Source organism: Pseudomonas sp. R25(2017) (assembly GCF_002112565.1).
Classification (GTDB): domain Bacteria; phylum Pseudomonadota; class Gammaproteobacteria; order Pseudomonadales; family Pseudomonadaceae; genus Aquipseudomonas; species Aquipseudomonas ekonensis.
The window spans coordinates 66312-88740 of record NZ_NEHZ01000010.1; the positions used below are offsets into that span (position 1 = coordinate 66312).

Here is a 22429-nt window from a genome sequence, read left to right on the forward strand (position 1 = left end):
AGGGAGTGAAACATGCGAATTCTGTTAGGAGTAGTGGGCGCGCTGTTGTTGACCGGTTGTTCGACGATGGAAGAAAAACGGGCAGAAGGGCCCGCGCGCAGTTTCACGAGCAACAAGGACGCAGCGACCGTCGCCGAATGTTCGCTTTTCGCCTGGCAGAGCCAGAAGTGGGCGGGGGTGATTCATGAGGTCACTATCCAGCCGCTTCAGGGTGGCGGTAAAACGATTGTCAGTGTCGGACAACCAGAGTTCGCTGATTTCATCCCGACGGCCACGGGCTCCGAGGTGAAGGTTTACTTCGTGGCGAACATCTTCGAAACGCGGCGCGACCGGAGGGCTGAGGCGATTCGAGGGTGTTTGTGAGGGGGGCTGAGGAGGGTGACGAGCTTTAGGTTTGCAGATCTGGCTAGGTGAGAGGTTTTCAGAGTGCCAGACATGACAAAGCCCTGAGTGATCAGGGCTTTGTTGTATTGAGGAGGATGGAGGCGAGGGGAGGCGGACTTGTGGGGGGGGGCGGTCTTGGGTCGATCTTGACTGGTAGCAAACGGCCAAAAGCGGTCAATCTTGTGTTTTATAAAGAGAGACAGTCGGTCATCAACGACCTGTAGCACCCTAGGAAATTGCGTTTTCTGCATACGTTCGAGTCGAGTTTTTCTGTTTGATTTTAGGCAGATTTTTTTGACAACCTGCAATTTAAGTCCACTCTTGATATACGAACGAGGCGATGGTTGCTTCACTCGTACAGGAGAGTCTAATGCCATCGTGCATCAGGTGATGTCCGTGGAACAATATATTGAGTACATAATTTACGGTGTCTCGCCCGAAAAGGATTGGACTGATTATGCGGCGACGGTAATTGCCTTAGCGGCGGTTTGCTTTACGATCTACCAAGTTATGCAGCAGCGAAGGCACAATAGATTGATGGTGACTCCAAATCTTGATGGGGTTACTCATGAGGATGTACAACAAAATTCCTATGTGTACACGATAACCAATAATGGCGTGGGGCCGGCGATACTTAAATCGGTTGAGTTGTATTTTGATGATGTTTTGATGGCCCCTGAAAAGTTGATTTCTGACATGGTTGTTGAGATTTTTCCCAGTCTTCCTCGTGGTAATTTTGGTCATCACGTAGTCGCAGTTGGGTCATTTATACCTGTTGGAGCTGTGATAAAAATTGTAACGATAAGCTGTATGGGGGACTTAACACCAGATGAGGTGAAAAAGACGCTGTCGAAGCGCACTAGGCTTGTGCTTCAGTATGAGTCGATCTACAAGGACGTTTTTTATTTTGACTCTAGTGTCGACTGATCTCGTAGTTTGAGTGCGTTTGGTTTTGACTTTAGGCCGACGGATGGATGCTCTAATCTGTAAAGGATGAGGGGGACGGATTTATTTTCTTCACTCCAAACGTCCGTTTCTAGCCGAAAGATGCCATTCACCCCTTACCAACAAACCCCCGAACCGCCCCAACCACCACTCCAGGCGCTTCCTCCATCAACCAATGCCCCGCCCCAGGAACCACCAGTTCCTTCACATCGACAGCGGCATTGCGCATCACAATCGCCTCATTGGCCCCAAACGATTTCTCCCCACCGATGGCCAACACCGGCATCGTCAGTTTCGCCTTCATCACCGGTTCGTTATCGACCGCATCCTGGCGGATGGCGCGGAACTGGGCGAAGGCAGCGTGCATGGTGCCGGGGCGGGCGTACAGTTTGGCGTAGTGCTGGCGAATGCCTTCATCGACCTTGGCCGGGTCGCCGGCGAATTCGTTCCAGAAGCGGTCGAGGTAGATGCGTTCGCGGCCGGCCACCAGGCGCTCGATGTCCGGGCCGCCGAAGTCGAAGTGCCACAACATGGGCGAGCGCACGATGTCGTTCCACGGCGCGATGCCGGGGACGGGGGCGTCCATGACCACCAGTTTGTCGGTCAGTTGCGGGTAACGCGCGGCATAGGCGAAAGCGACCATGGTGCCGATGTCGTGGCCGATGATCACGGCGTTCTTGATGCCGAGCGCGGTCAACACGGCATGCACGTCGCCCGCCTGGGTTTTCTTGTCGTAGCCGCTCTCCGGCATCGACGACAAGCCCAGCCCGCGCAGGTCAGGCACGACGACGGTGTGATCCTTGGCCAGGTCGGCGGCCAGCGGCGCCCACATGTCGCCGGTGTCGCCGAACCCGTGCAGCAGCACAACGGCGGGGCCCTTGCCACCCACACGCACATGGATTTTGGCGCCTTCGACCGCGATGTCCTGCGTCTTGAACGACGCCGGAAACGGCGTCACGTCGGCAAGCGCTGGGAGACTGACGACAGACAGCAGGGATGCGATCAGCAGGGCTCGGATCATCGCGGGTGCTCCAGGTTGGAATGGGAGGAGCGTAGTCCTGTTTACGATAAATGCATGGGTGAGGGGAGTCGTTCGTCAACTGCGGACGAATTGCAGGGCGAGTACGCGGGGTTATGAATTCTGTGTGGATCGCCAGTGCACGAAAGGAGTTCGCGAAGCGATTGCCGATTCGGAGGGCGAATAAAAAGGGCCAGCCTGTTCAGGCCGGCCCTTTCGGTGCGCTAAGGCAGCAGATCAGCGATCGTTCTTGGAGGACGAATCCGCCGCGTTGTCCAGGCCCTTGGTATTGTGGGTTCCCGGTGTGGTATCGGAGATCGCCGTTGCCTTGGAGAGGCCACGGGTATCCTTCGAATGAGCTACGGACGCAGTCGTCGCGCCATGCCCTTTGCTGTCGTTCCTGGCAGTGCCGCTGTGCTTGCCGCTCACGCCGTGGTCGCGGGTGGCCTTGCCAGCATGGTCGATACCTTCGACCTTGCCATTGCGCTTCGCACCACGGATGCCGGAGGTACCGTCGGACGGGGCACTCGTATGGCCAAGAGCGCCTTTGCCCTTGCCGTTGCCGTGACCATTGCCATCGCCGTCACCGCCGCCATTATCGCCGCTGTGGCCGGCACTGTTGCCGCCGCCATGACCACTGCCATTGCCACCACCGCCGTGGCCACCACCATTACCGCCACCGCCACCGCCACCATTGCCCCCGGCATAAACCGAACCAATCGGCGAGAGGTCGGCGGGCAGCAAAGCCGTGGCGCCAAACGCGAAAGCACAGACTGCTGCAACAACCAGGGTTTTCTTCATGATCGATACGCCTCCAGGGGCGGGGGTTGAGATCCCGGTCTGACTGCACTAAAGCCTCTTTGTTCGGGGCTTTCCGACGAAGTGAACTCGCTCAGGTGCCCACTTCGCTACTGCTTACACAGTGTTGACTTGAAAGGGGACGGCTCCATTCTCAGAAAATAGAGCCGTCCCCTTTTTACCCATTACTTTTTTTGGACTGTTCCGCCCGATAGCGTCCTGACTGTCCTTTTACTCCCACGCCCTTTGCTGCGAACATTTTTGCACTGACCCAGCCCTGGATAAGAAAAAGATGGATCTTGCTGTCGAGTTTCCCGAGTTCTTCCTGACCAATTGCACGCTGCGGCGGATTTATCGCAATGACGTCGAGGCGATTTTTGCCGGGCTTTCCAACCCCCAGGTAGTTGCCCACTACGGCGTGTCTTACGACAACCTCGAAGCGACGGACGAGCAGATGCGCTGGTATGACGCGCTGCTGGAAGAGCACCGGGGCATTTGGTGGGGCATTACCTTGCCGGGGCGTAACGAACTGGTGGGCGCCTGCGGTTTCAATGATTGGTCACACTCCGATCGCAGCCTGGAAATCGGCTATTGGCTGATGCCGGAACACTGGGGACGGGGGCTGATGCGAGACTGTCTGTCCACCATCCTCCGCTTTGCTCTGAGTCGCCTCGGCGTACACCGCATCCACGCAGATGTTGAGCCGGAGAACCTCGCCAGCACACGTTTGCTGGAGCGGCTCGGCTTCGTGTTGGAGGGAACCCTGCGGGATGTGGAATACAAGAACGGGCGCTTCCTCAGCCTGCACCAGTACAGCCTGCTGGCCACTGACCCGGCGGGGCGAGCTTTGCTGGAGGACGACACACCGACCCTTCGCCCCTCCCGGGGCGCTGATGCGCGGGCGCTCAGTGCTTTGGCTCAGCGCAGCAAGGCCCATTGGGGATACCCCGAAGCCTGGATGAAGGCATGGGAGGCCGCGCTGACGTTCCACCCCGGGCAAATGACCGGCCACTACGCGGTGCTGGTCGCAGTGGATGGCCGGCTACTGGGCTTTTATGGGCTTGAGAACGGCGAGGACGGCTGGCAGTTGGAACATTGCTGGGTCGACCCGCAGTCTATGGGAGGTGGTCACGGACGGCGCCTGGTGGGGCATGCTCTGGCTGTAGTGCGAGGGCTGGGCGTGAGCACTCTGGCGGTAGAGTCGGATCCGTCGGCTCGGGGCTTCTACGAGCTGCTCGGTGCACGGTATGTGCGCGATGTGCCACGTCCAGTATGTGGCGAGCCCCGGTATCTGCCGATCCTTAAGTGGGAGTTCAGTGACTAGACCTCATTGAAGAGTAACGGGTGCAGGTCGATGGGTTGCTGGCAGGCCACTCGCCGTTTGCTGCACCTTATCAAACACAACCATCGTCTCAACCTCTCTCACCGCCGCGCAGACAACTGCTGCGGCGCCAAAAACGCATCATGGAAATAATTGCGAAACGCATGCATCGCCGGGCTGAACGCCTGTTCGCGGTGCCACGCCAAGCCGACGCTCATCGGGGTGACTTTGTCGGTGATGGTCAGGGTTTCGATGCGTTTGCCTTCCAGCGACCAGGGGCGGTGCACCAGATCCGACAGGATCGCCACGCCGCTGCCGTTGGCGACCATGCTGCGCACGGCTTCCACTGAGCTGGTGCGGACGCGCACGTTGGGTTGTTGGCGGGCATTTTCCCAGTAGCGCATGGCGCTTTGTTCGGCCTCGTCGACGGTCAGCAGAATGAAGGGTTCTTTCGCCACATCGGCCAGGCTGACCGCCGAGCGTTCGCACAGGGGATGGTGGCTGGGCAACCATAACCGGCGTTCGGAATTGAAGAGTGTCTCCGAGACGATGTCCGGGTGGGTGAGGTTGGCGGTGAGCACCACGGCCATGTCAAAGCGGCCTTCGAGCAGGCCTTGTTCGATGGCTTGACGCTCCTGTTCGTGGACTTCGATGGTGACGTCGGGATGCCAGTGTTCCAGCCGTTGCAGATGGTGCGGCAGGAAGTAGCCGAACACCGTGTAGCTCGCTGCCAGGCGCAGCACGCCACTGGCGCGGATGTCCGGCAGCGGGCTGTTCAAGGCGTCGTCGACGCTGCGCAGAATCACGTAGGCCCGGTTCAGAAAGTGCCGCCCGGCGTCGGTCAGGCTCATGCCTTGCGCCGAGCGCTGGAACAGCAACGTGCCGAGTAGGCCTTCCAGTTCCTTGATCGCCGTGGTCACCGCCGACTGGGAAATGTTCAGGTGAATCGCCGCCTGAGAGATCTGCCCGATCTCGGCGGTGGCGACGAAATAGCGCACTTGGCGCAAGGTCAGGGACATGGGCACTCCGGTCGACGAGGTCGCAGTTTCAGGCTATCTGTTTTTCAGAAGATGACCTATCTGTTAATAGATCTTCCCAAGGGGTGATCGAGAATCTACTTTGACCTGCATGAAGTCACAAGCGTCAGGAGTAAGCGTCATGCAAGCAGTAGATTTCAACTCGGACATGGGTGAAGGCTTTGGCCCATGGACCATCGGCGACGGTGTCGACAACGAACTGATGGGCTTCATCAGCTCGGCCAACATCGCCACCGGTTTTCATGCCGGCGACCCGGGCACCATGCGCCGCACCGTCGAACAGGCCAAGCGCCTGGGCGTGGCCATCGGCGCGCATCCGGGGTTTCGCGATCTGGTCGGTTTCGGCCGTCGGCACATCAACGCACCGGCTCAGGAACTGGTCGACGACATGCTCTACCAGTTGGGCGCCCTGCGTGAACTGGCTCGGGTTCAAGGCGTGGCGCTGCAACACATCAAACCCCATGGCGCGCTCTACATGCACCTGGCGCGGGACGAGGAGGCGGCGCGTCTGCTGGTGGAAAACCTGCAGCGCCTGGAGCCGGACCTGCTGCTGTATTGCATGCCGGATTCGGTGATCTGGCGGGTCGCCACAGAACTCGGCCAACCGGTGATCCGCGAGTTCTACGCCGACCGCGAATACGACCTCAGCGGCTCCATCGTCTTCACCCGCAACGTGCGTGCCTACGACCCGGAGCACGTCGCCGCGCGCGTGTTGCGCGCCTGTCAGCAAGGCGTGGTGCGCACGGTGGAGGGTGAAGACCTGGCCATCGAATTCGATTCCATCTGCCTGCACAGCGACACCCCGGGTGCCCTGGCGCTGGTCGAGGCCACGCGCAAGGCGCTCGACAACGCCGGGATCGAGGTGCGCGCACCACGCTGATCGCCCGCGAAAACACCTGGCACACAGACGCCAGCGTTGCCCCATCCATGGATTTTTTGCCTGCCTTTCTACAACTATTCCAAAAGGAACAGACATGGCCGAACACACTGTAATCACCCCGTTGCCCGGGACCTTCTATCGCAAAGCCACGCCGGAATCGGCGAACTACGTCGAGCCGGGCGCGCAGGTCAGCGCCGACACGGTGATCGGCCTGATCGAGGTCATGAAGCAGTTTTCCGAACTGACCGCCGGGACGGCCGGTCGCCTCAGCGCATTTCTGGTGGAAGACGGCGATCCGGTGGAACCGGGTCAAGTCATCGCAACGCTCGACGACGAGTGAGGGCGTGATCATGACCCAAGGTATTCATAAATTGTTGATCGCCAACCGTGGCGAAATTGCGGTGCGGATTATTCGCGCCGCCAGGGAGCTGGGGATTCCCACTGTGGCCGCGTGCAGTGAAGCGGACGTCGATTCCCTCGCCGCGCGCATGGCCGATGAGGTACACGTCCTCGGCCCGGCGCGCGCCGATAAAAGCTATCTGAATGTCGAAGCCTTGCTCGGTGCTTTGAAAGCCACAGGCGCCAACGCGGTACACCCCGGTTACGGCTTTCTCTCGGAGAACGCCGATTTTGCCGAAGCAGTGGTGGCGGCCGGGGCGATTTTTGTCGGGCCGAGCGCCGAAACGATCCGACGTATGGGCGATAAAGCCGAAGCCCGGCGCACCGCGCAAGCGGCGGGGGTGCCGGTGGTGCCGGGCTCACCGGGTGAGCTGTTTGACGTCGAATCGGCACTCAAGGCTGCCGAAACCGTTGGCTTCCCGCTGCTGATCAAAGCCTCGGCCGGTGGCGGCGGGCGGGGCATTCGCCTGGCGGAAAACGCTGCGCAACTGGCTGAAGAATTTCCCCGTTCCCAGCGCGAAGCCCAGGCTGCGTTCGGCAACGGCGCGGTGTACCTTGAGCGGTTTATCGGTCAGGCCCGGCACATTGAAGTGCAGGTGTTGGGCGACGGTCAGCACGCGGTGCATTTGTTCGAGCGTGAGTGCTCACTGCAACGTCGCCGGCAGAAAATTTTCGAGGAAGCGCCGTCGCCAGTGCTCAGCCAACAGCAACGCGAGATCCTCTGCGCGAGCGCCGTGCGCCTGACCGAGTCCTTGGCCTACAAGGGCGCCGGCACTCTGGAATACCTGTATGACGATGCGACCGGCGAGTTCTTCTTTATCGAGATGAATACGCGGATTCAGGTCGAGCACCCGGTCAGCGAGTTGATCACCGGCATCGATCTGGTCCAGGCCATGTTGCGCATTGCTGGCGGCGAACCGCTGGGTTTCAAGCAGAGTGACATTCAACTCAACGGCGCCGCGCTGCAAATGCGCTTGAACGCCGAAGATCCGCAGCGCGACTTCTTCCCGAGTCCCGGTCTGGTCGAGGAACTGATCTGGCCGCAGGGCGAAGGCATTCGTGTCGACACTCACCTGTATCAATACTACCGCGTGCCGCCTTACTATGACTCGTTGCTGGCCAAGTTGATCGTGCACGGTGCTGACCGCGCCGAAGCATTGCGTCGGGCGAGGGCAGCGGTGGAACAGACCACACTGTCCGGCATGGCCAACACCCTGACGCTGCACAGCGAATTGCTCGAGCAAGCGTGGCTGCACAGCGCCGATTTCCACACCGGCACCCTGGAAACCTGGCTGGCGGCGCGCCGCCGTGGAGGTCAAGCATGAGCACGCCAATCCGCTACAGCTTCGGTGCCGATGAGCATCTGTTTGCCGAAGTCAGCGACAGCATGTCCCTCGACGCGTTCTTCAAGGGGCTGGCCGTCACCCGCGCGGTGGAGCGTCTGGCGCTGGATGGCGTGCTTGATGTGTGCCTGGCCAACGCGTCGTTCCAGATCCGTTTCGACCCGGACCGCATCGCTCCGCACACCTTGCTGGAAGCGGTGAAAGGCGCCGAAGCCGAGGCCGTTTCCGAGCGTACGCTGCAGACACGGATCATCGAGGTTCCGGTGCTGTACAACGACCCCTGGACCCACGAAACCCTGATGCGTTTCCGCGACCGGCATCAGGACCCCAGCGCCACCGACCTTGAGTACGCCGCACGGATCAACGGTCTTGCGGATGTCGAGGCGTTCATCGCCGCCCACAGCGGCGCACCGTGGTTCGTCTCGATGGTCGGCTTCGTGGCCGGGCTGCCGTTCATGTTCCAGATGGTGGAGCGCGAGCGCCAGTTGCAGGTGCCGAAGTACCTGCGGCCACGCACCGACACACCGAAGCTGACCCTCGGCCATGGCGGATGCTTCGGCTGCATCTACTCGGTGCGCGGTGCCGGTGGTTATCAGATGTTCGGCGTCACGCCGGCACCGATCTACGACCCGCATCAGACCCTCGCGTACTTGAAGGAACACATGGTGTTTTTCCGCCCGGGGGACATCGTTCAGTTCAAGCCGATCGACCGTGACGCCTACGACCGCGCGGTCGCTGAAGTGGACGCCGGGCGCTTCGATCTGCGGATTCGTCCGGTGGAGTTTTCCCTGGACGCGTTCCTCGCCGACCCGATCGGCTATCCCAAGTCGTTGCAGGAGGTGCTGGCATGATCAAGGTACTCAAACCCGGCCTGGCGACTTCGGTGCAGGATCAGGGGCGCGAAGGCTATTACCACCTGGGCATCCCGCCTTCGGGGGCGCTCGATCAATACGCCTTGAGCGCGGCCAACCAACTGGTCGGCAACCCCGCGAGCCTGGCTGCGCTGGAGTGCACGTTGCTCGGGCCTGAGCTGGAGTTTCAGCAGGACGCGCTGGTGGCGGTCTGCGGTGCGCACATGACGGCGCGTGTCGACGGTGTGGAAATGCACCATGACACGGCGTTCGAGGTGAAGGCCGGGCAGGTGCTGCGTTTCGATTTTCCGAAGGCCGGCGCCCGGGCTTATCTGGCGGTGGCGGGCGGCATCGATGTGCCGGTGGTGCTCGGCAGTCGTTCGACCTATGCGTTGGGTGGGCTGGGTGGCTTTGCGGGACGCCGACTGGTCGCCGGCGACGAATTGCCGATCGGCACCGCCAGCGGCAAGGGCCGAGCCGGGGCCAGCCTGCCCATGGCGCTGCGCCAATCGCTGGGCGGCGAAATCACCCTGCGCGTCGTGCCGGGGCTGTATTACGAGCGCCTGAGTGACGCCGCGGCGAAGAGCTTTTTCGCCGAGCCATGGACGGTGGGCTCGGAGGCCGACCGCATCGGCTATCGCTTCAAGGGCGGCAGTGCGCTGAGCTTCCAGCCCCGCGAACAGCCGTTCGGCGCCGGCTCCGATCCGTCGAACATCGTCGACAGTTGCTACCCGATCGGTTCTATCCAGGTGCCGGCCGGGCTTGAGCCGATTGTCCTGCACCGCGACGCGGTGTCCGGTGGCGGCTACGCGATGATCGGCACGGTGATCAGCGCCGACCTCGACTTGATCGGCCAGATGCAACCCAACCAGAAGGCCCGCTTTGTCGCGGTGACCCTCGAAGAGGCGCTGGAAGCGCGACGTTCCTATAAGAAAAAACTCAGCTGCCTGAGCAAGCTGTTCCCTTCCTGATTCTGCCCGCCGCATCGCGCGGGCCCTGCCAAACGGTGAGCCAACGCCGCACTCCGGTGCGGTGACGGCTGCCCGCGCTTCAACCTTTGACTGGTTCTGGAGTTCACGCATATGGCCGCTTTATCGCAATCGAGTCAAACCGGGCAAGACCCGGCCCATCATCCCGTGCCGGCCGAAGCGCGCATGGGGCGACTGTCGCTGACCATGGCCTGGTGGGCGGTGTGCAGCGCGATGTTCTACATCGTCGTCGGCGCGTCGCTGGCGCTGTCGTTCGGTGCGCGCAATGCGCTGATCGGCATGGTGCTGTCGGTGATCAGCTACGGCTTGGTCAACAGCGTGCTCAGCCGTTTCGCGATTCGCAGCGGCTTGTCGGTGGCCTTGTTCTCGCGGCTGTTGTTCGGCAGCACCGGCGCCAGCCTGGCGACGCTGATCTTCTTTTCCACGGCGATCTACTACGCGGTGTTCGAAGGCTCGGTGATCGCCGTGGCGCTCAATCACCTGTATCCGCAACTGATCTATCCGCTGGCGGCCCTGGCCGTGGTGCTCTACAGCGTGCCGATGATCCTCGGCAGCGTACAGCACTGGCTCGACAAGCTTAACGGCGTCTTGCTGCCCGTGTATCTCGGCGGTCTGCTGGTGGCGGTGGGGCTGTCGGTCAGCCGTTATGGCTACCAGCCGCAATGGCTGGATTTCGGCCCGGCCACCCCCGACGCGTTCGGCTGGTGGCACTGCTTCGTCGCCTACATGGGCGTCTGGATCCTGATGCTGTTCACCTTCGACTACGCGCGTTTCGGAAAACCTGAAGACGCCGACTACCACGGCCGCTGGAACTTCGGCATGCCGTTCTACGCGGTGACGTTCTTGCTCAACGGTGCGGCGGGGATCTACCTGGTCAGCAGCATTCCCCATGACGGCGCGCTGAACGAAGTCTCGGTGGTGATGGCGATCCTGCAGTTGATGGGCCTGTGGGGGTTGCTGTTCGTCTGGGCCACGCAAACCCGCATCAACACCGCCAACTACTACCTGGCTACCTTGAACATGCAGGCGTTCTTCGGCCGTTTCGGCGTACGCGGTTCGTACCTGAGGTGGGCATTGGTGGTCGGGGTCGTCGTCTACGGGCTGATGCTGGCGGACGTGTTCGCCTACCTTCTGAAGGCGTTGGCCTATCAGGGGATTTTCGTGGTGGCTTGGGTCGGTGTGGCACTGGCGCAGATTCTCTGCGGACGCAATGATGCGGCGGCGCTGGAGCGAGTGGCGGCATTCAATCCGGTCGGGTTGAGCGCCTGGTTCGGCGCGACGGCGCTGGGGCTGGCGTTGATGTTTGCCGGTGGTGGACTGAGCAGTTTTTCCGCGCCGGCGACGGTGGTGGTGGCGTTTGCTCTGCAGGTGGGGTTGGCCCGGCGAGGCCGATTGCGGCTAGGGCTGGCGGAGTAGTGTTTTGCAGTCATTTATCGCTTAACCGCGTGTTCCAGAAACGAGAAGACGCAAGTCACTGGGCGCTGGCGCGACTTCACTTCACCGAGGGCAAAGGTGTCCAGTGGAAGTTTTTGTCCCGGTAGATTCTCTGGCATCCGGGGGAACGTAAGGGCGCCGGGTCACTCACAGATAATGTTGGTTTGCGATCGATAAAGGCAGAAGAAATGGCGCAACTGATTGATCTACTGCAATGGCCGGCCATGTTGCTCACCGTCGCAGCGGCCTGGTGCACCGGCTCGCGTCAGTCAGGATATCGGCGAATGGGCTTTTGCTTCTTCATCGGCAGCAATGTGTTGTGGGTGGTATGGGGCTGGCAGGTCGACGCATGGGCTTTGATCGTGCTGCAGTTCTGTCTATGCGCCATGAATCTGCGAGGCTGGAAAAAAAATACCCCAGGGAAGAACCCTGCCTGAGCCGGTTCAGCTCAGGCAGGCGCCGTGTCCGATGAACTACGGCGTGGGGTCGCCACCGGTGACGCCGAAGGTTTCACCTGTGATGTAGCTGGACTCCTGTGAGGCCAGCAATACGTACAAAGGTGCGCACTCGGCGGGTTGTCCTGGGCGTTTCATCGGTGTGTGTTCACCGAAATGCGGGATCTTTTCCGGAGGCTGGCCACCGCTCGGTTGCAGAACGGTCCAGATGGGCCCGGGCGCAACGGCGTTGACGCGTACGCCCTGATCGATCACTTGTTCGGACAGCGCTTTGGTGAAGGCAACGATAGCGGCCTTGGTCGTCGCATAATCGAGCAGGGTCGCCGACGGATCGTAGGACTGGATCGAGGCGGTATTGATGATGGTTGCGCCCGCAGGCAAAAGAGGCAATGCCGCTTGGCACAGCCAGAACAACGCGTAGACATTGGTCTTGAACGTTGCGTCGAACTGTTCGGTACTGATTTCGTTGATGTTTTTTCTAGCGACTTGCTTGCCGGCAATATTGACCAGGATATCCAGACCGCCGAGCTGTTCGTGCGCTTGGCGAACCAGGGAGCGACAGAATGCTTCCTCCGTGATGTCGCCAGGCAGGGCGATGGCCTTGCGCCCCTCGGCTTCGATCAGGCCGACTGCCTGTCGAGCATCCGGTTCTTCGACCGGTAGATAATTGAGGGCGATATCTGCACCTTCCCGGGCAAAGGCAATCGCCACCGCACGGCCGATGCCGGAGTCGGCCCCCGTGATCAGGGCCTTGCGGCCTTTCAGCCGGCCAAAGCCTACATAGCTTTTTTCGCCATGATCCGGCTCTGGACGCATGTCGCTGTCCAGCCCTGGGGCCTCTTGGGTCTGGGCCGCAAACCCCGGTCGCGGATATTGAGTTTGTGGATGCTGCATCTCGTATTGGTTCATGGGTCACTCCAAAAAGAACAGGAAGAATTCCCGCTACGTGAACGTTGGAAGGGGTGCCCCAAAGAAAGGTTTATTTTCATTGTTTTTTGATGCGACGAACGGGCGCACAGTTGACGGATGAATCGCGAAAGGCCCTGCGTTTGCGGCGCAACAGCGATAAAACTGACGGCTTGGACGGTCCTGCGGGCCCCATGACTTTTACAATCATGCTAATTGAGTGAGCACGTCGCCCAAACGCAAAGGAATACAAGATGAAGTCGACTCCGAAACGCCCCAGCTCCCTGCCGCAACGGGAAGGCGTTACACCTAGTCATTTGTCGTTCCCGGTCGTTGGAATCGACGCTTCGGCGGGCGGCCTCAATGCATTGAAAACCTTCTTCGAACAGATGCCTGCCGACAGCGGTCGGTAGCCACGTGGCGATTGACCTGTTTTTCCGTGATCTGGCTGATGCGCACAAGGACCATGCCTTCTGCATCGTGCTGTCCGGGTCCGGCAGCGACGGTGCCGTCGGACTGTCGCGGATCAAGGAACAGGGTGGCGTGACCCTTGTGCAGACACCGTCGGACGCCGAGTTCGACGGCATGCCGCTGGCGGCCATCGCGACATCGATGGTGGACGTCGTGCTGCCCGTCGCCGAGATACCCCAGAAGATCCTCGAACTGTGGCGCAACTCGCAAACCATAACGCTGCCCGCACCGCATGACATGCCGACAGACACCCCCCGGAAAAGAGCAGGCGGTCGCCGAGCAAACGCTGCAGGATATCCTGCTGTTGCTGCGCAACCGCACGGGGCATGACTTCAAGCACTATAAGCGCGCCACAGTGCTGCGGCGCATCGAGCGGCGCCTGCAAGTGACCGCGCAACCGGACCTGCCGACGTATTTCAGTTAACGCCTCAACTACCCGCAGCTGGCGGACGACGCGACCTCGGTGTTCGAGTCGCTGAACATGATGGAGCGAGAGGTCAGCAGCATCGATCACCGTTGGTACATCGCGCGCCTGTTGCCTTACCGGTCCAGCGAAAACCACATCGACGGCACGGTGCTCACGTTCATCGATATCACCAAGCGCCGAGAGGCCGAAGAAGACCTGCGGCTGGGCCAGGAACGCATGAGGCTGGTGGCCGAGAGCACGCACGACTTCGCGATCATCATTCTCGATGAGCAGGGCCTGATCACTGACTGGAACACCGGTGCCGAGCTGATTTTCGGTTACAAGAGCACTGAGGTCATCGGCGTCTATTACGACCTGCTGTTTTCGTCGGAAGACCGCAAAGCCGGGGTTCCCGAGAATGAATTGCGTCAGGCCCGCGAGCACGGGCGATCCTACGCGGCTGGAGCAGATCATCTGGAATCTGCTGCACAATGCGCTGAAGTTCACCTCGCAGAACGCCCGTATCCAGATCATCCTGGGTGTCAACGACGGCCACGCGCGGCTGCAGATCATCGACAACGGCATCGGGCTCGCGCCGGCGGACATCGAACATGTCTTCGACCTGTTCAAGCAGGCCAAGCCGAGAACGGGCACCCATCAGCGCGATGGCTTGTGCATCGGCCTTTCGCTGGTTCGCCAACTCGTGCAGGCCCATGAAGGCTCGGTCAGCGTCAAATCGGCGGGGCTGGGCCACGGTTGCGCGTTCACCGTCTTGATTCCGCTGTCGGACCAGACGATGGATGTCGATCAGAATGAACCCAAGGCCGAGCAGAAAGGGCGGCTCAAGGGGCTCAAAGTGCTGCTGGTGGACGACTCCCCGGAAGTCGTCGATGTCATGCGCATGTTGCTTGAGATGGAGGATGCGCGGGTCAACTCTTTCAGCGAACCCTTGCTGGCCCTGCGCAACGCCACGGATGAGCACTATGACGTCATTTTGTCCGACATCGGCATGCCGGTCATGGATGGGCATGAGTTGATCCAGGCGTTGCGTCAGACCAAATTGCACAAGTTCACCCCCGCGATCGCTTTGACCGGGTACGGCGTTGCGGCGCAAGTGCAGAAAGCCAAGACAGCGGGTTTCGATCGGCATTTGAGCAAGCCGGTGCAATATGAAGCGTTGGTGGAAGCCATCGAGGAACTGTGCAGCAGCATGTTGAAATGAGTGTGGCTGGCGTGTCTCTTCAGCGGCAAGGCTTGCGGGGGACGAGCGCCGATGCGCCCCTTGTCTCCTGGAGCAAGTGATCCACCACTTGCGCCAGCGCGAGCGGCGTCGGCAGCCTGTCGCTCAGCGCCTGTCGGAAGACCTTCCGTTGGCGGTCCGCACTCGTGCCGGCGGCGACCATCTCGCGCGCCTGATCGAAGAGGTCAGGCATCTGCAGGCGCTCAGCGGTCGCGCCCATGACGTGTTCGGCCTGTTCCAGCCACTGCCCGATGGAAACAGTCCGCTCGTGGCCTTCGACGAGAAACGCGCCCAGCAGGCCCGAGCGTTTTGCTCTCCAGCGGTTTTCCTCAAGCAGGATCCGTGAGGTCGGTGTGTACGAAGTGCCTGGTCGTTCCTGCTCCAGGGCGTGGGCGACCAGCAAACGATAGAGAGAGGCGAGTGTGAGGGCGTCGGCCAGGCAGGGGCACGCGTCGGTCATGCGCAACTCCAGCGTGGGGTACCTGGCGCACGGGCGTATCGCCCACCAGCACTCGCTGGGCCGTTCGATGACGCCTGTGCGCGAGAGCAAGGCGATGTGGGCATCGTAATCGTCCTGCCCGGCAAACAGCGGCGGGATGCCCATGCGCGGCCATTCATCGCACAGCGTCTGGCGGAAACTCATGTAGCCGCTGTCCGCGCCGTCCCAGAACGGTGACGAACAGCTCAAGGCCAGCAGCAGCGGCGTCCAAGGCAAGACTTCATTCATGACGCGTATCCGGTCGACGTGACCAGGCACCTCGACATGCACATGCAGCCCCGATAAAACACTACGTCGCGCAACATGGGCGTATCGGCGGAAGATCTGCCGGAAGTGTTCTTCATCGGTCGCCGTTTGCCCGCGCCAATCGGCGAGCGGGTGACTGCCGGCGCTGATGGCGCCCAATCCATACGGCAACAGGCTGCTGATCAAGGTCTCGCGGGCGCCGGCAAGGTAATCCGTCGCCTGGCCCAACGTATTGAACGTCGGCGAGGCGACCTCGATTTGTCCCTGGAACATCTCGAACGCGAAGTGTTCGCCGAGCGCGTCCCGGCATGCCTGGACTGCCTCACGGCATGGCTGGCCCACCATGGCGCGGGACGCGAGGTCAGTGATGAAATACTCCTCTTCGATACCGAATCGCGGGCCTTCGCTCATGACCATGCTCCTCGCGGTACGCCAATCGGGTGCCTAGCGGTAATCGTCACCGGCGATCGCACGCAGGTACGCCTGATCGGCTTCGATGCGCAGGTCTCGCCATTCTTCCCAGCTCACGATTTGCCGACGGTGCATCTCATCGCACTGGCGCAACAACTCATCGTGGTAGTCATTCGGGCAGTCCATGCGCAATGCCTGGTTGTCCAGTGCGCGGTGCCAGCGGTCGAGTGCCTGAAGCTTCATCTCTTGTGTGGCGGTCAGCTGGTGGTTGAAGGCGTGCATGGCGAAGCTCTTCCACGGGGCGTTTCAACGTTGAGCACCGGCCTCGCCATGGGGTTCAGCGAATCCGACAAAGGGCTGCCGACCGTTCAGCCTTTGCTGTGTTCCGGTGAAGAAGGGCCTTTGGTGACACCTCGGGGGCCGGAGATGCCCCAGATGACCGCCCCCAAGATCGGCAGCAGCACAAGCGCCGACCACCAGACCTTGCTCAGCGTATGGCCGTCGCTTCTGAACACGCTATTGATGATCCACAGATCGAGCAGAAGGACGATCACTGCGCCGCCGATCAGAAAGTATGTGGTTTCCATGATGCACCTCCATCGGTTGTAGAGGTTTTGGGTGAGACGGCGAACAAAGGTTCAGCCGCAATGACTGCCGGACGCGATCGTTCGGTGTCCCGTTGCCGCTCATGCAAATAAAAGGAATTTTCCCTGTCGCATTTTCTCTTTTGTTTAAGACGTTCGATCTGCAGCCTTCACAGGGGAAACAGCTCCATGACATCGATAGAGTGCCTGAGCACCGTGCCTGCCGCGCTTCACGAGAGGCCGAACCGTCCGAACCATGAGATCTACGCAAGACTGCTCACGGACGACCCCGAGGCGGGCGCCATCGCCCAAGCCTTTTTGCAGCCGCATTTGGCGGCGGCCGGCGACATGGCCGATGAGTTGCCGGCCGATCCCGAGCAACTCCTTCACTGGTCGCAGGCCCGCTGCGCCGCCGTCGCGGCGCAGTACGCGAGTTATCTGGCGTCCCGGCAGGCCGGAGAAGGGCGCCGCTACTTTCGGAACACCGCCCATGCCTTGTACTTTCTGCAGCATGTCGGGCCGACCAAGGCCGTTGATGGCGCCTGGTTGGCGGGGGTGCTGCACCATTGGCAAGACGTCCGTTTCGATCACTTGCAAGCGATCTATCTTGAGGAACTGGGCGAGGGCGTGCCCAGGCAGAACCATGTGCTGATCTATCGCCAGCTGTTGGCTGAGCACGGTTGTGACGACCTGTCCGACCTTGGCGACGAATACTATCTGCAAGGTGCGATACAGCTGGCGTTGGGGCATGGCTGCGACGCGTTGTTGCCTGAGGTCATCGGTTACAACCTGGGTTACGAGCAATTGCCGCTGCATCTGTTGATCAGCGCTTATGAGCTGCGCGAGCTCGGTATCGACCCGCATTACTTTCGCCTGCATGTGACCATCGACAACGCCAGCACCGGGCACGCCCGCCGCGCCGTGAAGGCTCTGCAGGACTTGCTGCCGGCGGGGGAGCAGCGGGCCGCCTTCTATCGGCGCATGAAATCGGGCTATCGGCTGAACGACCTCGGGCCCGGTTCCACGGCGGTGATCCAGGCATTCGACTTGAAGCGCGAGGCCCTGGCGATGCTGGAGCGCAAAGCCGTGTTCGGGCGACACATGCATTCCGATTACTGTCGGATCGAAAACCGCACCATCAACCAATGGCTGGCGACGCCGGGCCAGATGGAAGCCTTTCTCGATGCGTTGATCCGCAAAGGTTGGATCAAGCGCGGCGAGGATCCGACCCAAAGCCGCTTCTGGCGACTCATCGACGGCAGCCCGGCGGTGATGTTCGGCGTGTTCAGCGTCTACGAAAAACAGCTGTTGCATGATTGGATCGCCGACGGCTGGCAGGACGGCAACCCGCGCGCCGGAGGGGCGCGCAACCCTACCGGTGAGGACATCGGCCAGGTCAGCGACAGCGAGACCCTTACCCTGCACAAGACCCTGCAAGCGCAATCGCCGCTTGAACAGATGAACACGTTGATCCCCTGGCTGGCGCCGCAACGTCACTGGCGCCCGGCAGGGCTATTCGCCACCCGCCGATTCATGCAGCTGCGCAAAGCCTTGCGCTGAACATTCAGGAGGTTCCATGACCGCGCAACAGCGGATCGATCGCGAATTGCTTGAGCTGGGCATGCACCTGCGCCAAAGCGGTTACCGGTTCATCACACCGACGCCCTTGACCCACGAGCGGGTCATGCAACGGGCGCAAAGGCCCTTGGCGAAGGATCAGCGCGACGTCTTCGGCTGGTCGATGCCCTTCGACAAAGGGTTGTTTGCGGCCGACCGGTTTCAAGCGCTGGAGCGCGCAGGCATTTTCGAACAGCAAGGCTCGCTATGGCGCAGCACCGTGCGCTGGTCGTCGTTGAATGACCTGCTGTTCGTGCATTCGGCCTATCCGACCCGCCAGACCGATGCCGTGTTTTTCGGTCCGGATACTTATCGGTTTGCCCGGGCCATCGAGGCGCACCTGCAACGGCGGACGGCACCGGTGACGCGCGCGGTGGACATCGGCTGCGGCGCCGGCGTCGGCGCGGTATTGATCGCCCGGGCGCGGCCGCAGGCCCAGGTGGTCGCGGTGGACATCAATCCGCGCGCGTTGCGCTTGACCGCCGTCAATGCCGGGCTGGCCGGCACCGACAACATTGCGATTTACCACAGCGACCTGCTGGCCAGTGTCGAAGGTCGGTTTGACCTGATAGTCGCCAACCCCCCTTACATGAACGACCCGCAGCAACGTGCGTACCGTCACGGCGGCGGAGCCCTGGGAGAGGCGCTGTCGGTGCGTATCGTGCGTGAGGCGCTAGCGCGCCTGAGCGCGGGCGGCACGCTGCTGCTGTACACCGGCGTGGCCATGGTGCGCGGTGCGGATCCTTTTCTGGACCGGATCGAAGCGTTGTTCGACAGTGGTTTCAGCTGGGCCTATGAAGAGCTGGATCCGGACGTCTTCGGTGAAGAGCTGCTCGAGCCCGGCTATGGGCAGGTCGAGCGCATTGCCGTGACGCTGCTCACGGTCACCCGCAACTAATCGAAACTTCGCCGGCCGCGGGGCTGTCGAGACCTTTACACCTCCCGGGTTCGCCTGCACTGCATGCGTGCCGGGGAAGCCATGCGCAAAGGGGACAGCGAGGGTGAACATGACAGTCACAGTGGGCGATTACCTGGTCGAGCGGCTCAGCCAATGGGGCGTGACACGAATTTTCGGTTATCCGGGGGACGGCATCAACGGGGTCTTCGGCGCGTTGAGCCGTGCGCGGGGCAAGATCGAATTCGTGCAGGCCCGACATGAAGAAATGGCCGCGTTCATGGCCTCGGCCCATGCCAAATTCACCGGAGAACTGGGCGTATGCATCGGCACCTCCGGCCCCGGCGCTTCGCACTTGATCACCGGCCTGTACGACGCCCGGCTCGATCACATGCCGGTGCTGGCGATTGTCGGGCAGCAAGCGCGTACGGCGCTGGGCAGCCACTATCAGCAAGAGCTGGATCTGGTGTCGATGTTCAAGGACGTCGCCGGTGCTTTTGTGCAGCAGGCCTCGGCACCTGCCCAAGTGCGGCATCTGCTGGATCGCGCGGTACGCACGGCGATCGGCGAGCGGCGCGTGACCGCACTAATCCTGCCGAACGATTTGCAGGACATCGAATACAAGGCGCCGGCGCGGGCGCACGGCACAGCGCATTCCGGGGTCGGCTACTGCAAGCCGAGAATATTGCCCTACGACGCGGATCTGCAGAACGCGGCCCAGGTGCTGAACGCGGGCGAGAAGGTCGCGATGTTGGTGGGCGCCGGAGCGCTGGGGGCAAGCGATGAAGTGTTCGCGGTTGCCGAAAGGCTCGGCGCCGGTGTGGCCAAGGCTCTGCTGGGCAAAGCCGTGTTGCCGGACGAGTTGCCGTGGGTCACCGGCAGCATCGGCTTGCTGGGCACCGAGCCGAGCTACCGGTTGATGATGGAATGCGACACCTTGCTGATGGTCGGCTCGGGGTTTCCGTATGCCGAGTTCCTGCCGAAGGAGGGGCAGGCGCGCGGGGTGCAGATCGACGTGCAGCCCGACATGCTCGGCCTGCGCTATCCGATGGAGGTCAATCTGGTGGGCGACGCTGGCGAGACGCTCGCCGTGCTTGCGCCGTTGCTCGAACACAAAACCCAGCGCAAATGGCGCAAGAAGATCGAGGGCTGGCGCGCCGCTTGGGAGAAAACGCTCGAGAAGCGCGCCATGGCCAAGGCCGATCCGGTCAATCCGCAGCGGGTGGTGTACGAGTTGTCCCCGCGCCTGCCCGAGCAAGCCATTGTCACCAGCGATTCCGGCTCCTGCGCCAACTGGTTCGCCCGCGACCTGAAAATCCGCAGAGGCATGAAGTGTTCGCTTTCCGGCGGCCTGGCCTCCATGGGCGCGGCCGTGCCCTATGCGATCGCGGCAAAGTTCGCCTTCCCGCAACGCCCGGTGATTGCCCTGGTGGGCGACGGTGCGATGCAGATGAACAACATGGCCGAGCTGATCACGGTCGCCAAGTACTGGCGGCAATGGGAAAGCCCGCAATGGATCTGCGCCGTGTTCAACAACGAGGACTTGAACCAGGTCACTTGGGAGCAACGGGTGATGGAAGGCGATCCGAAGTTCGAGGCTTCGCAGGACATTCCCGATGTGCCGTATCACCTGTTTGCGATTTCCATCGGCCTCAAAGGCATTTTCGTCGATCGCGAAGAGGACGTGGCGGCAGCCTGGGAGCAGGCGTTGGCGTCGGACGTACCGGTGCTGATCGAGTTCAAGACCGATCCGGACGTGCCGCCGCTGCCGCCGCACATCAAGTTGGAGCAGGCGAAGAAATTTGCCGCCACCTTGCTCAAGGGGGATGCCGACGAAGCCGGCGTCATCGTGCAAACGGCCAAGCAGGTACTGGGCGCGGTATTGCCCGGCAAAGCCAGATAGCGAGGTCGACCTCGGCCCATGGACACCCTCGGTTCCGCTCTCATGGCCGCGCGAATCCAGTTCGCGGTCACCATCGGTTTCCATATCGTGCTGGCGGCCTTCACCATTGGCCTGGCGAACTGGTTGATGGTGCTGGAGGCGTTGTGGCTCAAGAGCGGGCGCGAGACCTATCTGGACATCTACCGCTACTGGCTCAAGGTGTTTGCCTTGACCGTGGCGGTCGGCACTGCCTCCGGCCTGATTCTGGAGTATCAGTTCGGTCTCAACTGGTCGCGGCTGTCGGTCAAGGCCGGCGATGTTCTCGGGCCGTTGATGTTCTACGAAGTCCTCGCGGCGTTTTTTCTCGAGGCCGGCTTCCTCGGCATCATGCTGTTCGGCTTGAAGAAGGTCGGCCCGCGTCTGCATTTTTTCGCCACGTGCGCGGTGGCGGCGGGGTCGTTGATCAGTGCGTTCTGGATTCTCTCGGCCAACTCGTGGATGCACACCCCGGCGGGTTTTTCCCATGGCCCGGACGGTCGGTTCATTGCCCAGGACTGGTGGGCGATCATCTTCAATCCTTCGTTTCCCTATCGCCTGACGCACATGACGCTGGCCGCCTGCTTGGGCACCGCGACGCTGGTGGCGGGGTGCAGCGCCTGGCAGTTGCTCAAGGCCGCCGGCAACCCGCGGGTGCGCGTGCAGTTATCCATGGCGATGTGGGTGTTGACGGTGCTGACGCCGGTGCAAATCGTCGTCGGCGACTTGCATGGCCAGCACAGTCTGCAGGTGCAGCCGCAGAAAGTGGCGGCGATCGAAGGTTCATGGACGCGTCCCGCCGAGGACGCCGGCGAGCCGCTGCGGCTCTTCGCCTGGCCGGACATGAGTGAACGACGCAATCGCTGGGAGCTGGCGATCCCGCGCATCGGTTCGCTGTACCTGACGCATGACCTGAGCGGAACCATCGCTGCGCTCGACGAGTTCGCGCCACAGGACATTCCGCCGGTGGCGCCGGTGTTCTTTGCGTTTCGGCTGATGGTCGGCCTCGGGCTGTTGATGCTCGGGCAGGGGCTGGCCAGTCTGCTGCTGCGCCGGAATAAGCGCTTGTACCGTTCTCGCCGCTGGCTAGGGGCTTGCGTGCTGATGGCGCCGGCAGGTTTCCTGGCCATGCTCAGCGGCTGGACGGTGACCGAAGTGGGGCGTCAGCCGTTCACCGTGTATGGGCTGCTGCGCACCGCCGACAGCCTGTCATCGGTGTCGCGGGCGCAAGTGGTCGGGTCGACCTGGCTGATCCTCGGGTTTTATCTGGTGGTGTTCGCGATCGGGCTTTGGGTGTTGCTGCGCCTGTTGCGTGATCCCCCGGACCGCGGCGAGCCCGGGCCGCAGCCGACGCTGCCCGACGAAACCGGGCACTCCTGAGG

General features: G+C 61.6%; 21 protein-coding genes and 1 pseudogene. 15 read left to right on the forward strand and 7 right to left on the reverse strand.

Features of this window, described 5'->3' with window-relative positions; genetic code table 11:
• Nucleotides 1-12: 12 nt before the first annotated feature.
• Both CAG31_RS14800 and CAG31_RS14805 read left to right on the forward strand, forming a co-directional pair.
• Nucleotides 13-363: a hypothetical protein gene (locus CAG31_RS14800; protein WP_085582328.1), complete on the forward strand. Its 351-nt coding sequence runs from the start codon at nt 13-15 to the stop codon at nt 361-363.
• 417 nt (nt 364-780) lie between these two features.
• Nucleotides 781-1311, forward strand: a complete 531-nt coding sequence (locus CAG31_RS14805; protein WP_139831431.1) for a hypothetical protein — start codon at nt 781-783, stop codon at nt 1309-1311.
• Between the two features lie 127 nt (nt 1312-1438).
• Here the strand turns inward: CAG31_RS14805 and CAG31_RS14810 are convergent, their stop codons facing one another.
• Both CAG31_RS14810 and CAG31_RS28590 read right to left on the reverse strand, forming a co-directional pair.
• On the reverse strand, nt 1439-2350 hold the full coding sequence (locus CAG31_RS14810; protein WP_085582332.1) for an alpha/beta fold hydrolase: 912 nt from the start codon (nt 2348-2350) through the stop codon (nt 1439-1441).
• A gap of 234 nt (nt 2351-2584) precedes the next feature.
• Nucleotides 2585-3148: a hypothetical protein gene (locus CAG31_RS28590; RefSeq protein WP_218189831.1), complete on the reverse strand. Its 564-nt coding sequence runs from the start codon at nt 3146-3148 to the stop codon at nt 2585-2587.
• Nucleotides 3149-3437: 289 nt separating this feature from the next.
• Between CAG31_RS28590 and CAG31_RS14815 the strand changes: the two genes are divergently transcribed.
• Nucleotides 3438-4469 carry a GNAT family N-acetyltransferase gene (locus CAG31_RS14815; protein WP_085582334.1) on the forward strand — a complete coding sequence of 344 codons (1032 nt, stop codon included), beginning with the start codon at nt 3438-3440 and terminating at the stop codon, nt 4467-4469.
• 98 nt (nt 4470-4567) lie between these two features.
• On the opposite strand, the gene CAG31_RS14820 is transcribed toward CAG31_RS14815, so the two are convergent.
• On the reverse strand, nt 4568-5485 hold the full coding sequence (locus CAG31_RS14820) for a LysR family transcriptional regulator (protein WP_085582336.1): 918 nt from the start codon (nt 5483-5485) through the stop codon (nt 4568-4570).
• A 139-nt stretch (nt 5486-5624) separates the two neighbouring features.
• Here CAG31_RS14820 and CAG31_RS14825 point away from each other — a divergent pair, with 139 nt between their 5' ends.
• The 7 genes from CAG31_RS14825 (at nt 5625) to CAG31_RS14855 (ending at nt 11836) form a co-directional block, all read left to right on the forward strand.
• Nucleotides 5625-6383, forward strand: coding sequence for a 5-oxoprolinase subunit PxpA (locus tag CAG31_RS14825; RefSeq protein WP_085582338.1), 759 nt, complete (start codon nt 5625-5627; stop codon nt 6381-6383).
• A gap of 94 nt (nt 6384-6477) precedes the next feature.
• Complete coding sequence (locus CAG31_RS14830) at nt 6478-6723, forward strand: acetyl-CoA carboxylase (RefSeq protein ID WP_085582340.1); 246 nt, start codon at nt 6478-6480, stop codon at nt 6721-6723.
• A gap of 10 nt (nt 6724-6733) precedes the next feature.
• A complete protein-coding gene (locus tag CAG31_RS14835; RefSeq protein WP_085582342.1) occupies nt 6734-8107 on the forward strand; it encodes an acetyl-CoA carboxylase biotin carboxylase subunit in 1374 nt (457 codons plus the stop codon).
• Nucleotides 8104-8976, forward strand: a complete 873-nt coding sequence (locus CAG31_RS14840; RefSeq protein WP_085582344.1) for an allophanate hydrolase subunit 1 — start codon at nt 8104-8106, stop codon at nt 8974-8976. The genes CAG31_RS14835 and CAG31_RS14840 overlap by 4 nt, the downstream gene beginning before the upstream one ends.
• Nucleotides 8973-9947, forward strand: coding sequence for a biotin-dependent carboxyltransferase family protein (locus tag CAG31_RS14845; RefSeq protein ID WP_085582346.1), 975 nt, complete (start codon nt 8973-8975; stop codon nt 9945-9947). Before CAG31_RS14840 ends, CAG31_RS14845 begins: the two co-directional genes overlap by 4 nt.
• 111 nt (nt 9948-10058) lie before the next feature.
• Nucleotides 10059-11381: a cytosine permease gene (locus tag CAG31_RS14850; protein ID WP_085582348.1), complete on the forward strand. Its 1323-nt coding sequence runs from the start codon at nt 10059-10061 to the stop codon at nt 11379-11381.
• Nucleotides 11382-11587: 206 nt separating this feature from the next.
• Complete coding sequence (locus CAG31_RS14855; RefSeq protein ID WP_085582350.1) at nt 11588-11836, forward strand: hypothetical protein; 249 nt, start codon at nt 11588-11590, stop codon at nt 11834-11836.
• Between the two features lie 36 nt (nt 11837-11872).
• Here the strand turns inward: CAG31_RS14855 and CAG31_RS14860 are convergent, their stop codons facing one another.
• Nucleotides 11873-12763: an SDR family oxidoreductase gene (locus CAG31_RS14860; RefSeq protein WP_085582352.1), complete on the reverse strand. Its 891-nt coding sequence runs from the start codon at nt 12761-12763 to the stop codon at nt 11873-11875.
• A gap of 405 nt (nt 12764-13168) precedes the next feature.
• Between CAG31_RS14860 and CAG31_RS28705 the strand changes: the two are divergent.
• Nucleotides 13169-14859: pseudogene (locus tag CAG31_RS28705) on the forward strand (ATP-binding protein); the annotation flags it as partial.
• A gap of 19 nt (nt 14860-14878) precedes the next feature.
• On the opposite strand, the gene CAG31_RS14880 reads toward CAG31_RS28705, so the two are convergent.
• From CAG31_RS14880 to CAG31_RS14890, 3 genes are all read right to left on the reverse strand, one after another.
• A complete protein-coding gene (locus tag CAG31_RS14880; protein WP_085582358.1) occupies nt 14879-16033 on the reverse strand; it encodes a carboxylate-amine ligase in 1155 nt (384 codons plus the stop codon).
• Nucleotides 16034-16066: 33 nt separating this feature from the next.
• The gene (locus tag CAG31_RS14885) at nt 16067-16315 is read right to left on the reverse strand and encodes a hypothetical protein (RefSeq protein ID WP_085582360.1); all 249 of its coding nucleotides are present in this window, start codon (nt 16313-16315) and stop codon (nt 16067-16069) included.
• An 86-nt stretch (nt 16316-16401) separates the two neighbouring features.
• Complete coding sequence (locus tag CAG31_RS14890) at nt 16402-16620, reverse strand: hypothetical protein (protein ID WP_085582362.1); 219 nt, start codon at nt 16618-16620, stop codon at nt 16402-16404.
• Between the two features lie 186 nt (nt 16621-16806).
• Between CAG31_RS14890 and CAG31_RS14895 the strand changes: the two genes are divergently transcribed.
• The 4 genes from CAG31_RS14895 to CAG31_RS14910 all read left to right on the forward strand — a co-directional run bounded on the left by CAG31_RS14895 (nt 16807) and on the right by CAG31_RS14910 (nt 22427).
• A complete protein-coding gene (locus CAG31_RS14895; protein ID WP_085582364.1) occupies nt 16807-18177 on the forward strand; it encodes an iron-containing redox enzyme family protein in 1371 nt (456 codons plus the stop codon).
• A 16-nt stretch (nt 18178-18193) separates the two neighbouring features.
• Nucleotides 18194-19132: a class I SAM-dependent methyltransferase gene (locus tag CAG31_RS14900; protein ID WP_085582366.1), complete on the forward strand. Its 939-nt coding sequence runs from the start codon at nt 18194-18196 to the stop codon at nt 19130-19132.
• A 109-nt stretch (nt 19133-19241) separates the two neighbouring features.
• A complete protein-coding gene (locus CAG31_RS14905; protein ID WP_085582368.1) occupies nt 19242-21032 on the forward strand; it encodes a thiamine pyrophosphate-requiring protein in 1791 nt (596 codons plus the stop codon).
• Nucleotides 21033-21074: 42 nt separating this feature from the next.
• Nucleotides 21075-22427: a cytochrome ubiquinol oxidase subunit I gene (locus CAG31_RS14910; RefSeq protein ID WP_256575559.1), complete on the forward strand. Its 1353-nt coding sequence runs from the start codon at nt 21075-21077 to the stop codon at nt 22425-22427.
• Nucleotides 22428-22429: the final 2 nt, after the last annotated feature.